Origin of the sequence: Shewanella sp. KX20019, assembly GCF_016757755.1 — a bacterium.
In the GTDB taxonomy this organism is placed as follows: domain Bacteria; phylum Pseudomonadota; class Gammaproteobacteria; order Enterobacterales; family Shewanellaceae; genus Shewanella.
This window is the reverse complement of the sequence record NZ_CP068437.1, coordinates 1,823,919-1,839,945: the sequence shown is the minus strand read 5'-3', so window position 1 is coordinate 1,839,945 and position 16,027 is coordinate 1,823,919. Positions and strand designations below refer to the sequence as shown.

At 46.6% G+C, this 16,027-nt stretch carries 17 protein-coding genes; all 17 read right to left on the bottom strand.

Annotated features, from left to right (window positions below):
- Positions 1–2: 2 nt before the first annotated feature.
- The gene (gene flhA, locus JK628_RS08065; protein ID WP_202289000.1) at positions 3–2,102 is read right to left on the bottom strand and encodes a flagellar biosynthesis protein FlhA; all 2,100 of its coding nucleotides are present in this window, start codon (positions 2,100–2,102) and stop codon (positions 3–5) included.
- Complete coding sequence (locus JK628_RS08060; protein ID WP_202288999.1) at positions 2,081–2,218, bottom strand: hypothetical protein; 138 nt, start codon at positions 2,216–2,218, stop codon at positions 2,081–2,083. Before JK628_RS08060 ends, flhA begins: the two co-directional genes overlap by 22 nt.
- Before the next feature lie 197 nt (positions 2,219–2,415).
- Entirely contained in the window at positions 2,416–3,549 is a 1,134-nt protein-coding gene (gene flhB, locus JK628_RS08055; protein ID WP_202288998.1) for a flagellar biosynthesis protein FlhB, read from the bottom strand.
- Between the two features lie 2 nt (positions 3,550–3,551).
- Positions 3,552–4,349 carry a flagellar biosynthetic protein FliR gene (gene fliR, locus JK628_RS08050; RefSeq protein WP_202288997.1) on the bottom strand — a complete coding sequence of 266 codons (798 nt, stop codon included), beginning with the start codon at positions 4,347–4,349 and terminating at the stop codon, positions 3,552–3,554.
- Between the two features lie 67 nt (positions 4,350–4,416).
- Positions 4,417–4,686, bottom strand: coding sequence for a flagellar biosynthesis protein FliQ (fliQ, locus tag JK628_RS08045; RefSeq protein WP_202288996.1), 270 nt, complete (start codon positions 4,684–4,686; stop codon positions 4,417–4,419).
- Positions 4,687–4,782: 96 nt separating this feature from the next.
- A complete protein-coding gene (fliP, locus tag JK628_RS08040) occupies positions 4,783–5,532 on the bottom strand; it encodes a flagellar type III secretion system pore protein FliP (protein WP_202288995.1) in 750 nt (249 codons plus the stop codon).
- Positions 5,529–5,903 carry a flagellar biosynthetic protein FliO gene (gene fliO, locus JK628_RS08035; RefSeq protein WP_202288994.1) on the bottom strand — a complete coding sequence of 125 codons (375 nt, stop codon included), beginning with the start codon at positions 5,901–5,903 and terminating at the stop codon, positions 5,529–5,531. The genes fliP and fliO overlap by 4 nt, the downstream gene beginning before the upstream one ends.
- An 11-nt stretch (positions 5,904–5,914) precedes the next feature.
- Positions 5,915–6,295 (bottom strand): flagellar motor switch protein FliN, encoded by a 381-nt coding sequence (gene fliN, locus JK628_RS08030; RefSeq protein WP_202288993.1) that lies wholly within the window; start codon positions 6,293–6,295, stop codon positions 5,915–5,917.
- A 12-nt stretch (positions 6,296–6,307) separates the two neighbouring features.
- Positions 6,308–7,336 carry a flagellar motor switch protein FliM gene (gene fliM, locus JK628_RS08025; protein ID WP_202288992.1) on the bottom strand — a complete coding sequence of 343 codons (1,029 nt, stop codon included), beginning with the start codon at positions 7,334–7,336 and terminating at the stop codon, positions 6,308–6,310.
- A gap of 53 nt (positions 7,337–7,389) precedes the next feature.
- Complete coding sequence (gene fliL, locus JK628_RS08020; protein ID WP_202288991.1) at positions 7,390–7,908, bottom strand: flagellar basal body-associated protein FliL; 519 nt, start codon at positions 7,906–7,908, stop codon at positions 7,390–7,392.
- 95 nt (positions 7,909–8,003) lie between these two features.
- Positions 8,004–9,626 carry a flagellar hook-length control protein FliK gene (locus JK628_RS08015; RefSeq protein ID WP_202288990.1) on the bottom strand — a complete coding sequence of 541 codons (1,623 nt, stop codon included), beginning with the start codon at positions 9,624–9,626 and terminating at the stop codon, positions 8,004–8,006.
- A gap of 161 nt (positions 9,627–9,787) precedes the next feature.
- Positions 9,788–10,234, bottom strand: a complete 447-nt coding sequence (fliJ, locus tag JK628_RS08010) for a flagellar export protein FliJ (protein ID WP_202288989.1) — start codon at positions 10,232–10,234, stop codon at positions 9,788–9,790.
- 21 nt (positions 10,235–10,255) lie between these two features.
- Positions 10,256–11,596 (bottom strand): flagellar protein export ATPase FliI, encoded by a 1,341-nt coding sequence (gene fliI, locus JK628_RS08005; RefSeq protein ID WP_202288988.1) that lies wholly within the window; start codon positions 11,594–11,596, stop codon positions 10,256–10,258.
- Positions 11,568–12,527 (bottom strand): flagellar assembly protein FliH, encoded by a 960-nt coding sequence (fliH, locus tag JK628_RS08000; RefSeq protein WP_202288987.1) that lies wholly within the window; start codon positions 12,525–12,527, stop codon positions 11,568–11,570. Before fliH ends, fliI begins: the two co-directional genes overlap by 29 nt.
- Positions 12,527–13,582, bottom strand: coding sequence for a flagellar motor switch protein FliG (gene fliG / locus JK628_RS07995; RefSeq protein WP_202288986.1), 1,056 nt, complete (start codon positions 13,580–13,582; stop codon positions 12,527–12,529). The genes fliH and fliG overlap by 1 nt, the downstream gene beginning before the upstream one ends.
- A complete protein-coding gene (fliF, locus tag JK628_RS07990) occupies positions 13,572–15,269 on the bottom strand; it encodes a flagellar basal-body MS-ring/collar protein FliF (RefSeq protein ID WP_202289752.1) in 1,698 nt (565 codons plus the stop codon). The genes fliG and fliF overlap by 11 nt, the downstream gene beginning before the upstream one ends.
- A 41-nt stretch (positions 15,270–15,310) precedes the next feature.
- A complete protein-coding gene (gene fliE / locus JK628_RS07985) occupies positions 15,311–15,643 on the bottom strand; it encodes a flagellar hook-basal body complex protein FliE (RefSeq protein WP_202288985.1) in 333 nt (110 codons plus the stop codon).
- Positions 15,644–16,027 lie beyond the last annotated feature (384 nt).

The window sequence follows — 16,027 nt, the reverse complement described above, 5'->3', positions numbered from 1 at the left end:
CTCTACTGCCCAACAGCGGATACGATGCGTATCTGTTTTTCATCAGGAACCTCTTGGTAGGAGATCACCCTCAGATTTGGAATCGTATGCTTAACAAATCTCGACAACGTTGAACGTAGCATGCCAGATGTGAGTAATATTGCTGGTTGACCGACCATTTCTTGGCGCTGTGTGGCATCAACCAATGACTTCTGCATACGCTCTGCGAGGCTTGGTTCTATATTTGGACCGTCGCCTCCCGTTGCTTGCATAGACTGATGCAACATCTGTTCCAACTCTGGCGCCAAAGTAATGACAGGGATCTCTAACTCAGGTCCGCTGATCTCCTGCACTATCATTCTCTTTAACGCTATTCGTACGGCGGCTGTAAGCACTTCGGTGTCAGCACTCTTTGGCCCATACTCTAATAATGTTTGTACTATGGTCTTCATGTCTCTAATCGACACACCTTCGTTAAGTAAGTTTTGCATCACTTTAACCACGGTACCCAGCGGCATAACATCGGGAATAAAGCCATCAACCAACTTGGGCGCGTTTTTAGCTAACATATCAAGTAGCTGTTGAACCTCTTCATAACCTAGCAACTTAGACGCATTATTGGTGAGCAGTTGGCTGATGTGAGTGGCCACTACCGTTGCAGAATCGACTACCGTATAACCTAAGGTCTGCGCATGCTCTCTAAGCTCAGGTGCGATCCATACTGCTTCTAAACCAAAGGCTGGATCGGTGGTTTCAATGCCATCAAGCTTGCCAAACACCTGCCCTGGGTTAATCGCCAGCTCGCAATCATGGCGAATTTCGCCTTCGCCCGAAGATACGCCCATTAATGAGATGCGGTAAGCGTTGGGTGATAAGTCCAGGTTGTCGCGAATATGCACCGCTGGGACTAAGAAACCTAGCTCTTGTGACAACTTTTTACGTACGCCTTTAATTCTGCCAAGTAGCTCGCCGCCCTGACCTTTATCTACCAGCGGAATTAGACGATAACCCACTTCCAGACCGATAGTGTCAACATGTTGAACATCATCCCAGCTCAACTCTTTAGGTTGAGTATCACGCTTCTCAACAGGGCCAGATTTAGCCAACTCCAACGCTCTCTCGCGGTCTTTGCCTTTCTTTTTGTTAATAAAATATGCTGAACCGCCAGCGACAATAGCAAGCGTTATAAAGACAAAATGTGGCATGCCTGGCACGATGCCCATCACAAACATGACCGCGGCAGCGATGGCAAGCGCTTTGGGGCTGTCAAACATCTGGCTCATCATCATTTCGCCCATATCGCCAGATTCATTCTGGCGAGTCACCATCAAGGCGGCGGCAATTGACAACAAAAGACCAGGAATTTGCGCAACGAGACCGTCACCAATGGTCAGCAATGTATAAATTTCGATGGCATCCGAAAAACTAAGCCCATGCTGAGCCATACCAATAACAAAACCACCGAGGATATTGATCACCAAAATCAATATCCCGGCAATCGCATCACCCTTTACAAATTTTGACGCACCATCCATCGCACCATAAAAATCGGCTTCACGGGTCACTTCAGCGCGTCTTGTACGTGCTTCTTCTTGACTTAACAGACCGGCATTGAGGTCGGCATCAATCGCCATCTGCTTACCTGGCATTGCATCCAGCGTAAAGCGAGCACTAACTTCAGAGATACGACCAGCACCCTTGGTCACAACCGCGAAGTTAATGATAATTAGAATTAAAAATACCACGAGACCGACAGCATAGTTACCACCAATCACCACCGAGCCAAAGGCTTCAATCACTTTACCCGCGGCATCACCACCATTGTGGCCCTCGAGTAACACCACCCGAGTAGAGGCAACGTTTAGTGCTAGTCGCAATAGTGTGGCAATGAGGAGAACGGTAGGAAAGGCAGCAAAATCGAGTGGCCGGTCACTATAGATCGCCACAAGTAACACAACCAAGGCGAGTGCAATGTTAAATGCAAACAAAATATCCAGCAGAAAGGCAGGCATGGGCAAAGTGATCATAGCCAAGGCGGCTAAAACCAATATTGGGGTACCCAATCCTTTAAATTGTGCGGGCTTTAATTGTTTTAATTGCCCTAAACTTGCTTTAAGTTCCATTCACCCTGAGTCCAATCTTTGACGCTTGTTAGCTGTACTGCAAATTTAATACCAATACTAATATCAGTAACAAAACCAACAGGGTCAATCTGCTCACATCGTAGAGCGTCGGACACTATAACCTGAAACCGATAACCAAAGAATGGATAGCTAAACAACCGACTGTTTTTTATGCTATCTAATTCAAACAATGAGAACTTATACCCATCTTACTTGAGTAATGCTCGTTCAGAGGCGTTGGGTATATACCAAACAGCGATCAACGAACCGCCTTAAGAACTATATTGAGCAGATCAATGTCAGTACTTAATGTTTAGTGTTTTAGCTCATCGGGGATAGGCTGTTTTGTAGGGATAGCGTTAGGACGGCGCCCTTTGCCTTTTTGAAACTGTCGCAGCTGAAATACATAGGCAAGCACCTGAGCGACTGCGGTAAATAGCCCTTCGGGGATCTCTTGGTCGATTTTGGTAGTGTGGTAAATAGCACGGGCTAACGGCGCTGCAGTCACAATCGCCACATCATGCTCGCGGGCTATTTCACGGATCTTAAAGGCCACCTCATCTACCCCTTTAGCCACCACAAAAGGCGCGGTAGATTTAACCGCATCATATTTAACGGCTACGGCGTAATGTTCAGGGTTAACCACAATGACATCGGCGTTGGGCACCTCCCCCATCATGCGTCGCTGAGCCATCTCTTGTTGTAGCTGACGGATACGTCCCTTAACCTCAGGTTTACCTTCGGTGTCTTTATATTCGTCTTTCACTTCCTGCTTGGTCATCTTCAACTCTTTGCTGTGATTCCAAATTTGATAGGGAACATCGATGGCAACAATTAAGAATGTTGATGCGCACAGCAAGATGAAAATCCACGAGACGAGATCAAGTGCATGATAGATATTGCCGGGCAGATGGTCCTGCGACAGCATCAAAATATCATCGAGATAGATGTTAAGCACTGAATAAGCCGTTATCGCCACCACAGAGAACTTAGCAATACCTTTGGTCAGTTCCACCACAGCTTGCACACCGAACATGCGCTTTAAGCCTTTAGCGGGATTCATTTTGCTGCCCTTGGGCATGCAAGCTTTACCAGAGAAAGACATGCCACCAAGTGCGATGTTGCCCACGAAAGCTATCAGAGCGAGAAAGGCGATAAAACCCAACAAAGGCGCCGCTAACTCGTTACCGACCATGCCCCAGATATTCATCATCTGCCGCGTGTCAAAAATCTCCTCGCGGGTCATGGTAAACAAATTAGTCATGATGGTGTGCATCGCCTTAGCAATGCTCGGGCCAGTCATCACTAAGCCGACCGCAGCCGCAATAAGCACTGCTGAGGTACCTAAATCTTTGGAACGTGCAACCTGCCCTTTGTCTTTGGCCTGTTGCAACTTCCTGGAGGTTGCTTCCTCTGTTTTTTCTTGACTGCTGTCATTCTCAGCCATTATTAAAGCCCGCCATCCAAAGTACACTGTAGCTCGAGTACATTACACAACAAGATCTGCGTTTCACGCCACACCTCATCAAAATGGGCCATAATCGGCGTCAGCGTAAGCCATAGAATAAATAGACCACTGACCATGGTGACAGGGAAACCAATGGAGAAGATGTTCAACTGGGGGGAAGCGCGAGTCATTACCCCAAATGAGAGGTTAATGGTTAGCAGCGCCACAATAGCCGACAATGACATGGTCAATGCTGCACCAAACATGTAGCCGACAAATTCGCTGAACAAGCGGTAACTGGATAGACTCAGCCCCTCCATCGACACAGGAATGGAGTCAAAACTGGCCACCACCATTTTTATTAGCACTAGGTGCCCATCTACAGCGAGAAATATTAATGTAGTGAGCAGTAAGAAGAAGTTAGCAACGACTGGAGTTTGTTGACCGGAACTGGGATCGATCATTGATGCAAAACCCAAGCTGGTTTGCATTCCAATGATCTGCCCTGTTAATACAAAGGTTTGCATTAGCAATAAAGTGGCAAACCCCATCGACACACCAATAATGATCTGCTGAAACGTTACAAAAACGGCACTTAAGGAGAACAAGTCAATATTAGGCATAGGCGGTAAAACAGGCACTATGGCGGCGGTTACCGCCAGTGATAGCATTAATCTGACTCGAGATGGTGTGGTATTGGCACCAAAAACAGCCATCACCATAAACATGCTCGATATGCGCGTTAGTGGCCACATGTAGCCAGCAATTCCGCTCATGATGGTATCAAGTAAGATATCCATCGTTACAGCACCGGATCTTTGTGCGGATAGAGTGGCTCACTAAGCGGTAGCAGCATGCAGTGTATCACTAGCCGATAACCTGCGGGATCATGTTCACCATCTGTAGAAAAAACTCCATCATGGTTTGCACTAGCAAATGCCCCATGAACATCAAGCCCAATAACGTGGTCAGTAGTCGAGGTAAAAAGCTCAGTGTTTGTTCGTTAATTGAGGTCGCCGCCTGAAAAACGGCCACAATCAGACCGACAATCAAACCAGGTACAATGATCATGGAGACCATGGTGACAATAACGGCTAGCGCTTCACGAAAAATATCAATCAGTGCTTCAGGAGTCATAGCGTACCTCCAATGAACAAGCGAGAAACTATGGCTACTAACGTTTCATGGCAAATATCAAAAATATTAATGAACGTTTCAGGAGTCATAGCCTACCTATAAACCGAAGCTATTGGCTAAGGTGCCCATGACTAGGCTCCAGCCATCAACCAATACAAAAAGCATTATCTTAAAGGGCAAGGAGACAATCATTGGTGACAGCATCATCATACCCATCGCCATCAAAATACTGGCCACCACTAGATCTAATACCAAAAATGGCACAAACAACATAAAGCCAATTTGGAATGCTGTCTTCAGTTCACTGGTGATAAAAGCGGGAATGATCACGCTCATCGGCGCATCTTCAGGCTCATTGATGTTTTGATAGCCTGAAATTTCTATAAAGGTATCTAAATCAGTTAAGCGGGTTTGTGACAGCATAAATGCTTTCAACGGGCCTTTACCGCTATTGAACGCTTGGTCAATCGGCATCCCCTGCTCAATATAGGGTTTAACCGCCTGCTCATAAATTTTATCAAATACCGGCGACATAATAAAAAATGTCATAAACATGCTAATGCCGATTAAGATCTGGTTCGACGGTGCCTGCTGCAACCCAATCGCTTGTCGCAAAATAGACAGTACCACGATAATTCGGGTGAATGAGGTCAACATAATGACTGCGGCAGGAATGAAGCTTAGCGCTGTCATCAACAGCAAAATCTGCATGGTTACTGAATATTGAGTGGAGCCGTCAGCCCCCGTCGATACTGTTACAGCGGGTAAAATACCCGTTTCAGCGAGAGCTGTCGGCGAGAGCAAAGCCAGCGCAAGCCCAGCAATTAATATAATCCATTTTATCATTGTGACGTCTTCGCTTGACGTAAACGACTCGCAAAAGAGTCTGTAGATATTTGTACCGGAGTGGTGAGTTTATCGACCACATTGACTTGATGCGGGGTAACGCCAAGTAAGTATTGCTGGCCGTCGACTTCGACTAATACCAACTTTTCTTTTTGCCCGAGTGGGGTTACGGCGAGTGTTTTTAGCACCCCTTGACTGCTTGGCACTAAATTGAGTCGTTTCACCATATAAGCTAAGGCAAAAATGAGCAACAATACGACGATTAGCCCTCCGACCATACTGGCGAGAGTGGCAATACTTGATGGCGCCGCCGACTTTTCTGCAGTGGCAACAACAGTACCAAGACTAGCTAATACAAGCTGAAAACTCATTGCTAATCCTTTTATTTAAGCTTTTTAATCCGCTCAGTTTGACTGATAACGTCGGTTAAACGAATACCAAATTTGTCGTTAACCACCACCACTTCACCATGGGCGATTAAGGTGCCATTGACCATAACATCTAAGGGTTCGCCTGCAACGCGATCTAACTCAACCACAGAGCCTTGATTCAACTGCAGTAAGTTACGAATATTGATAAAACTACGGCCCACTTCCATCGAGATGGTCACCGGAATATCCATTATCGCATCCAGTTTTGACGCTTCCGCTTCGCTGAACTGAGAAGGGTCGCTACTAAACTCATCGAGTTCTACCGCTTGTGCTTCTTCAATTGCTTGCTCAGCCATTGCTGCAGCCCAATCATCACCTGTATCTGTACTCATTAACTTATCACCTTATATCTCAGAACGTTCGCGTGGCTTGCCTTTAAGCGTAACCAACTGCAACTCTGACTTAACCGTCTCTGGTCGAGGAATTTGTTCGCAAATCTTTAATGCAAGATTCTCTTTTGTTTTACCCATCTTACAACGATAAGTGGGAAGATCTTCTACTTTCAAAATAATATGTTCAGGTAGTTCAACCGGAATAACATCGCCCGCTTTAAACTCCAGCACTTCACGCAAAGTCAGTTTATGTTCAACGACTGTGGCATCAATACCGACATCGACATCCATGATCTCGTCTCGTAACGCCTGCGACCAACGCATATCTGTATCTTGGGTATCACTTTGTACACCCGCATCGAGTAACTCGCGGATAGGCTCGATCATCGAATACGGCATGGTAATATGGAAATCACCGCCGCCACCATCAACCTCGATATGGAATGAACTCACCACCACCACTTCGGTCGGGCTAACAATGTTTGCCATCGCTGGGTTAACTTCAGAGTCAAGGTAATCAAACTCAACCTCCATCACCGGTGCCCATGCTTCTTTATAATCTTCAAAAATGATTTTCAGAAGAAGCTGAACAATACGGCGCTCTGTAGGGGTAAATTCTCGGCCTTCAATTTTGGCGTGGAAACGTCCATCACCACCAAAAAAGTTATCGACCAAGATAAACACCAGCCTCGCTTCCATGGTAATAAGCGCCGTGCCTTTTAAAGGACTAAAGCGCACCATGTTCAAACTGGTTGGGACGAACAAGGTATGAACGTACTCGCCAAACTTGAGCATCTGTACGCCATTGATCGACACTTCTGCCGCTCGGCGCATCATGTTAAACATGCTAATACGCAAGTGACGAGCAAAACGTTCGTTAACAATTTCAAGCGTCGGCATTCGGCCACGCACAATACGGTCTTGGGAAGAGAAATCATAAGAGCGGGCGTCAAGTTCGCCATCTTCGATCATATCCTCTTCAACGTCATCTACACCGTGTAGTAGCGCATCAATTTCGTCTTGGCTTAATAAATCACTCACGATATTGCCTTTGCCTATATAAAAACGTTTGGTTTACAAAAAGCCGTGCAAACTTACTGCATCACAAAGCCGGTAAATAATACTTTCTCAACCACTTTACGGCCAATAATGGGCTGTAAGGTGTTTTGCACATTGAGCAGCGCTAAAAGGCGCACCTCATCCTTGCCTGCTTGGGTGCTGAGTTTTTGTACATCAGAGCCACTAAATGTGGTCAATAGCGCATCTTCAATCAGTGGAATGTGCTTTTTAATCAATATGTCATCGTTCTTGCCGCGCACCATTAGCTGCACTTTGATTTCTACAAGTCGAGTGCGGCCATTACCGGGCAAGTTAAACAGAAAAGGTCGCGGCATAGCAGCGTAAAAGGCTTCTCCCTGGTTTACAGTCTCTGTCGCAACCGTAGATTGACCATCGGCTCCCTGATCAGAGGCTGCATCACCACTGAATACCATCCATAACGTCACAACGATAATGGTGATGAGCACGGCCGCAATAGCGCCAAACATGATTAACTTTTTTTTACTCTTTGGCTCGTTGCTGACCTCGAGCTCCAATGATTGTTCTTCTGCCATCTGCTTTCCCTAACTGGAGCTTCAATGCTCTTGCTTAACAGGCTAATGAGTAACCAATTAAGCCAAAATTACTTATAGTGGTATAGGTTACCTGCTTATGCATAATAATCTATACCTGAAGCGCTACTTGTTGCCACATTTGCGCCAGCAACCAGCTCTTCTGCTGAAATTTCATCCATTTCTGCGTGACTTCGGCCCTGGCCGTCTCCATCACCGTTAAAAGACTGTTCATTGCCACCGTTGCCTTGGGACACTTGACCATCGGTTAATTGCATCCCCTGCTCAGCCAGCATTTCGCGTAACCTTGGCATTGCTTGCTCAACTAGATCGCGAGTTTGATGTTGTGATACTTGAAACTGAACTTGTGTGGAATCGCCTTGCACCTGAATACGTACGACCATACTGCCGAGTTCAGCCGGATCTAAGCGAATTTCAGCATGTTGAACACCTTGACTTACCATGGTCATTAACTGCTGTTTCATCACCGGAGAGAATCGCTGGATCATCTCCTGCATCTGCGTAGTTTGCTCGGCATGTTGCTTGAGTGAAAGTTGTATTTGCTGCGGCTCCGCACGGGGCAAACTTTGCTGAACATGTAAATTGTGGGCTTGTAGACCTGAAACAGTTTTAATATCTTGTGTCGATAACTCTTCATTGCCACTGGCTAAATTGGCTTCTAGCCCCATCTTAATTGGCGTTAACCGAACTGAAAGCTCTGCGCCTTTTAACTGTTCTGCAGCCATCTGGTTAGCATTAGCTGCGGCAGATTTAGTCGCACTAGCGCCGTTTTCTATGTCGTTTGCTTTAGCTTGAGAGGTGACAGCTTGCATGGCCGCTTCCTTGCCTAAAATATCACGGCTAACAACTTTATTATCTAAATCAGCCTGTTCAGCCCCCGTCTGAGTAGCATTGAGCTGTTTTGAGTCAGCTGCGCCGCTATTTAACGCTGCTGCATTGGTTGTTACTAATGACTCAGCACTGACCGTCTGTGCCCTAGCTGCATTGGTTGTTGCTAATGACTCAACGCTGGCCGCCTGTGCTTTGGCTGCATCGGTTGATGTTACTGACTGTGAGGTCGATGTTACTGCATACTGAGTAAGTAGCTCACCATCACTATCAGCATCCAGTATTTGGCTTTTTGCTAACAGGCTCTTGAGTTCATCTGCTGGCATATCGCGCAGAGCTTGTTCCGATAAGCCACTTTGAAGGCTTAACGCTTGTAATATTTCATCAGACAACTCAGTGTTGGCGGCAGCGGTCGATAACTCGCCCTCTTTAACCAGCAGTTCATCAGTTTGCTCTAAAGCCATTTCATCGTCTGACGGCAAGCTTTCGCCGTCAGCGGCAATTGTAGCTCCACTCTCTGCATAAATAGGGAAGTTATTAGCCAGATTGATCTGTGCTAGGACTTGGCTAACATCGTCGCTGTTGTCTGACTCTTTAGCATCTCCAGTTCCGGTCTTGCCGCTTGACTGTGCAACTGTGGTGTTTTGAGTATTAAAATCGTTTGCTGTTGTTTCGGCACTGCTCTGCTTGTTACCTTGCTTAATAGCCTGGTTATTCGTTTGCTCAGTTTTTATCGCTGCATCGCTTATGCGGGCTTTTTCTAAGGCAGCAGAGAAATTGTCACCGCCAGCAGTCGCTTCTGGCTTGCTGTTAGCCGTCGACTTTTTTGTGGCATCAGCATTACTGAGTAAAACATTGGTCATCTGCTGCATAACTTCTCCGTCAGCGTTGCCTTAACAAGCACTAAATGGCTATCAATATTTGGTATTAGCCTGGTATTGGTCCGGTATTGGGCGTCAAAATATCGGCTTGATAGCTGACACCTATAACCATTCATAGCAATTATGATGCCAAGAAATGTGACAGAGAAAAGCTATCGGCGGGATTTTCGGTAAAACTGTTGCGATGCAAACTCATCGACCATTTTTTGCTCTTTACGTTGCTCTGCAAGTTGAGCTGCTTCAGCTTTCTTAGCCAGCAGTAACTCTACAGCCTTACGCTTTTGTTGCTTCTCTTGCCAATGGGTTTGTCGGTGTTGCTGTTGAGTCAGCGCTTCCTGAACCGTGTTAACTTGCTGCACAATCGCGTTATCAATTTGGCGCACAAACTGGTGAAACTGATGGTAGTAGCTGGCGCTAATTTGTTGACCCTGCTGCTGCTCCATCTGCTTCATGTAATCCAAACGATAGTCCTGCAACGCTTTTAATTGCGCTTGCCTACGCTGCAGTTCTAATTGAGCACTACGCAGTTGCAGCGATGCCTGCTCTTCCGCATCTTTGGAGAGTTTAAGTACGGTAATGAGTGGATCTGTCTTAGCCATTTTACAGTTTACTCTTCAGCGCTAAGCATGACATTGCGCGCCTAATTGGCTCAACATTAACGCACTACTGTCGAAGGTAATGGCGTCTTTCATCGTTTGTCGTAAAAACGCATTCATGGCAGGTTGTAAGCGGATAGCATTATCGACTTTAGGATCGCTTCCTTGGGTATAAGCCCCGATCGAAATCAGATCTTTATTCTGTTGATAAAGCGAGTAGACTTGCTTGACGCGGCGCATAGCTTCTAAATGCTCAGAGCTAATCACCATCGGCGCGACACGGCTAATCGATGCTTCAATATCAATCGCCGGGTAGTGCCCAGAATCCGCTAGTGATCGTGATAATACAATATGGCCATCAAGAATTGCCCGCGATGCATCGGCGATAGGATCTTGTAGATCATCACCCTCTGTCAGCACGGTGTAAAATGCGGTAATAGAGCCCTGCTTGCCGCCACCGTTGCCGGCGCGTTCCACAAGTTTCGGTAGTTTAGCGAATACTGAAGGCGGATAACCTTTAGTGGCTGGCGGTTCACCCACAGCCAAGGCTATCTCTCGCTGCGCTTGTGCGTAACGGGTTAAGCTATCCATAAGTAATAGTACGCTATAGCCCATGTCACGAAAGTACTCGGCAATTCGAGTCGAGGTTTCACAAGCACGAAGTCGCATCAATGGCGAAGTATCTGCTGGCGCTGCCACGACAACCGAGCGCGCTCGTCCTTCAGGGCCTAGAATCTCTTCAATAAACTCTTTAACTTCTCGGCCACGTTCACCGACTAACCCCACCACAATAATGTCAGCGGTAGTGCCGCGAGTCATCATGCCCAACAGCACACTCTTACCGACACCAGAGCCTGCGAATAAGCCCATTCGCTGCCCTTTGCCAACAGTCAACATCGCGTTAATTGCGCGCACACCAACATCTAGCGGTTCGCTTATCGCACGCCTCGCTAGGGGGTTAATTGCGGTTGTATGGGTGGGCGCTTTTTGATCTGTCTGTAGATTACCTAAGCCATCTATTGGCAGGCCGCTACCATCGAGTACTCGGCCTAACAATGCTAAACCAACACTCAGTCCGGACTGCTGCCCCAGTGGCGTCACTTTAGCGCCAGGCAATACACCGTTTAACTCTTCGATTGGCATTAAGTAAAGTAGTTCATCATCAAAACCTATCACCTCGGCAACGAGATCACCTGACATGGTTTCGATGGAGCAAAGACTACCAACCGAGGCTCGACAACCTGTAGCTTCGAGCGTAAGGCCCACCACGCGCACTAATTGCCCGCTGGCTTCTGCAATAAAAGGGTTTACCTTTTCATGGTGCTGCGCCAGTTTGCTACGCAGTCGGTGTTGGCGTGTCGGCATGTTCACCTTCGGTTATTGGAGGCTCTACTGGTGAGGGTTCTACCGCGGCGGCATTAGCAGTAGCTTCTTCAGCTGCTGTAGATTGATTGTTCTGGCGTTGATTGCTTTCACGTTGATTGAGTAGCGCCTCTTCTTGCTGCTCTTTGAGCTGCAGCAGATCTTGCTGGCTTTTTTCCAACTCAAAAAAGACATGTTGGATACGGGTATCTACGGTCATATCAATATGGCTGCGGCCACTATTGATGATGCAATCACCAGCCGACAAGCTTGGGTCGGCTTCAATATCCCAGCGATTACGCTCCAATTGGGCGGCTGTGTATAAACTGCTAACTAACGATTCGTCGTCTGGTGACAGTCTAACATTCACTTTTTGTTCTTTAATCGGTAGAGAGTCAACACCTTGACGCAGGGCGCTTAGAATATGTTCTGGGTGGGTCTTAAGCTCATGCCCAATCACGGCTTTGGCCAGACTCATTGCTGTCGACAAAAGCTCTTTTTCAATTTCAGTATCTAAGATACTCAACGGTTGCTCAAATTGACTCAGCAGTGTTTCGAAGCGTTGCAGCATCTCAGCGGATGCTTGTAGTCCCGCTTCAACCCCTTGTTCTTTTCCCTGCTCAAAGCCTTCTGTATGGCCTTGTTCCAGCCCCTGCAAACGACCTTTTTCCAGCCCTTCGGCATGGCCACTCTCTTGCCCCTGTACAAAACCTTCTTGCTCAGCATGAGCGCGGATATCTTCAATCTCTGTCAGCGTCGGCGGTAAAATAGCCTCCGCTTCATTCTCATCTTCAACCTCAACATGCAAGCCATGACGGCCAAACATATTCAGCGAAGAGCTATCAACCTCTTCGGTAATATCGGGAAGTTCCCAATGACCAAATTCATCAGTGGTATTTACCGTTACCCCTTTGGGCTCTTTTGCATCAGCCATTATAAGAACTCTTCACCGCTACCACCGCCGAGCATCAACTCACCACTTTCACTAAGGCGACGGGCAATAGAGAGGATCTCTTTTTGAGCCACTTCCACTTCACTAATTCTAATGGGGCCCATTGCCTCTAAATCATCACGTAGTAGTTCAGCGGCGCGTTTAGACATATTGCTCAATAACTTTTCTTTGAGTTGATCGTCAGCACCTTTTAGCGCCTTCATCAACACATCTTGCTGAACTTCTCTCAGAAGTACCTGAATACCCATATCATCAACATCACTGAGGTTTTCGAAGACAAACATTAGATCTTGGATCTGCTGCGCCATCTCTTCGTCAGATTCGCGCATGGTTTCCATCAGGTGACTTTCAACGCCAGTATCGAGGTAGTTCATGATATTAGCGGCAGCTTTAAGACCACCCATCTTAGCGGCTTGCGCGCCACCTTGGCCGGCAAACTGTTTCTCCATGATATCGTTAAGCTCTTGCAGCGCTGCAGGTTGCACCTCTTCAAGGTTGGCAATTCGCATCATCAAGTCCAAACGAGTATTCTCTGGGAACTGGGCAAAGATCTCTGCCGCTTGGTCGGGCTCAAGATAAGACAACACAATGGTTTGAATTTGTGGATGCTCGTTTTGGATAATGGTCGCCACTTGACGCGCGTCCATCCACTTAAGAGAATCTAGCCCCTTAGCTCCGCTGCCCATAATAATCTGTTCGATAAGATTACCAGCTTTGTCTTCACCCAACGCCGCGGTTAGCGCCTTGCGAACAAACTCTTCACTGTTAAAGCCGATAGAGGAGTACTTTTGGATCTCATCTAAAAATACTTTATGTACGCCGATGACCTTATCTTGACCAAAGTCTTGCATCGCAGCCATGGCCATGCCCACCTTTTGTACCTGCTTCGGCTCAAGGTGCTTCAAGATAGAGGCGGCATCACTTTCGCTTAAACTTAACAGCAAAATAGCGGTTTTTTCAATACCGGTCAGATCTTCAACTTTAAAGCCGGCAGCAGGTGCAACTGCTTGCACCTCTGGGCTAACATTATTTTTCATCGTCTAGTAACCAATTTTTCACGACTTGAGTCGATAGTTCAGGTTCATTCGCGACAATGGCGCGGATGGCTTTAATCATGTCATCATCTTTATGCAGATCGGGAATTAAAATAGACCCATCATCAGCATAACTATATTCAGCTTCGGGCCGCTCGAGCATGCCTAATGTATCGGCAGCATACTGATCTTCAATCTCGGCAAGTTCATCGCCCACTTTTGGCTCGTCAGGCATTTTGGTGCTATCAGGGTAAACAATTCGTTTCAGCATCGGGCTGATAACAAAAATCACTATAACTAACGCAACTAACGTGCCGAGCCCTAATTTAACCCCACGCCAGAACCAAGGTTGCTCCCAAACTTCAGGAGCAGGAGCATCTTCAATGAGCTGATCCATAAACGGCACAGTGACGACTTCGATCATGTCACCACGTTGAGTATTAAAACCTACAGCGCCTTCGAGCAAGCGGCGAATGTTAGTCAGTTCCTGTTCGGTACGAGGCACTCTGGTAACACTGCCATCTTCAGCAACTGGGGCGTTCTTGAAATCAACGGCAACTGACACACTCACGCGTCTTAAGGTGCCAACTTGCTGACGGGTATGGCTTATGGTTTCATTGAGCTCATAGTTTCGGGTCGCTTCTTTATGACTATTGCCAGAGCTAAGGGTTGTCGACTCAGCACCAACCTCTTGTGGAATATCTGCATCCATTGGCGGCTGGTTCGATAACGCTCCAGGAATACCACCACTCGTACTGCCGTTTGAGTTATTTTCAACAACCATCTCACTACGGAGTGCGGGCAGATCGGGGTTATAACGCTTGGCAGTTTGCTCTACAGCGGTAAAGTCCATGCTAACGTCAACTTGAGAGGTGAAATTCTCAGGCCCTAAAATGGGCATCAAAATAGACTCAACCTTGTTACGATATTCAGACTCTTTTTGCTGCACGATTTCGAGCTCGCGACGGGCGATAGCGGAGACACCATCTTGACTACCAGAGTTAAGTAGACGGCCATTTGAGTCTGTCACGGTGACTTTATTCGGTTCTAAGTTATGCACTGCTGAGGCCACAATATCAACAATCGAATCGACCGCTTCTTGGCCAAGACCGCCACGTCTAACATTGACGACCACTGTTGCGCTCGGCTTTGAGCGATTGCGCGCAAAAACATTCTCTTTTGGTAACGCTAAGATAACTTTAGCGCGGCTAACACTTTTTAACTCTTCAATAGTTCTTGCCAAGTTTTGCTCTTGGCTGTGTTTAAGGCGAGCTTGTTCCATTCGCTGGCTAACACCAAAGCCGCTGTCTTTACTTAAATAGTCGTCATTTGCAGCCGCTTGATCTAAACCTGCTCGGCTTAGCATCATCTTTACTTCTTGATATTTGTCTTCAGCGACTTTAACCACATCGCCTTGGATCTGGTATTTAATTTTATTCTTATCAAGTTCATCGAGTACCTGCACCATCTCTTGGGTACTCATTTGCCCCAAAGGGCGATATTCTGGCTCTTGCGCCCAAATCATCACAAAAACAGCCAATGCCAAGCAGATAGCCAACGCCAATATCATTGTCACTTGGCGTAACATATCAATATTACCGAGAGAGCCCATCACGCCAGGTTTGTGTTCCTCTTGAACACCACCAGACTGCCCACTGGCAGCGACACTTGAACCTGTTCCTACGACCATTTCTGTACTCACAATTGCTACCTGTTGTTAGTGATTAAAGCCTAAACAGGCATACTCATAATGTCTTTATAAGCCTCTACCAGCTTATTGCGGACCTGCACTGTTGCTTCAAAAGCTACGCTAGACTTCTCACGCGCAATCACGGTATCAGATAATGTCACTGTGGTGTCGCCCATATCAAGGCGAGTGGCCAAATTAGCTGCATTTGACTGAAGTTCGCTCACATTTCCAACAGCTTGAGAGAGAAGTTGTCCAAAATCCGCACCAGAAGTGTTATTTACTTGGCGAGCGATACCGGTTTGGATCCCTTGAGTACTAATTTGGCCGTTAAGTGACTGCATCTCTTGCAGTAAAGAATTAGCGCCGATTTGCATAACTATCTCCCAATGTCGTTTTCTTGACGAAAAACTTATATTGAATGAGTTAAAGCAGAAATCGTGCCAGAATGCGGAAAGGTAGGTTCTAGGTTCTAGGTTCTAGGTTCTAGGTTCTAGGTTCTAGCAAAGACGGTAAAAACTAGAAAAGAACAAAGCGACGGCATAAATGCCGACCTACAAAAGATAATCGTAAATACCAACATAAGCATTACAACACTGCTGTAGGTTGGGCTTTAGCCCATCAATCATTGCAATCGACCATGCTAACCGACGGCATAAATGCCGACCTACTTTAAAAGAAGGTGCTAGCAAAGCATAAAATCAACATCAAAAGCCAAATGGTGTTTTCTGTTTGATTTCCTAGCAGTGAGCTGGCGAACG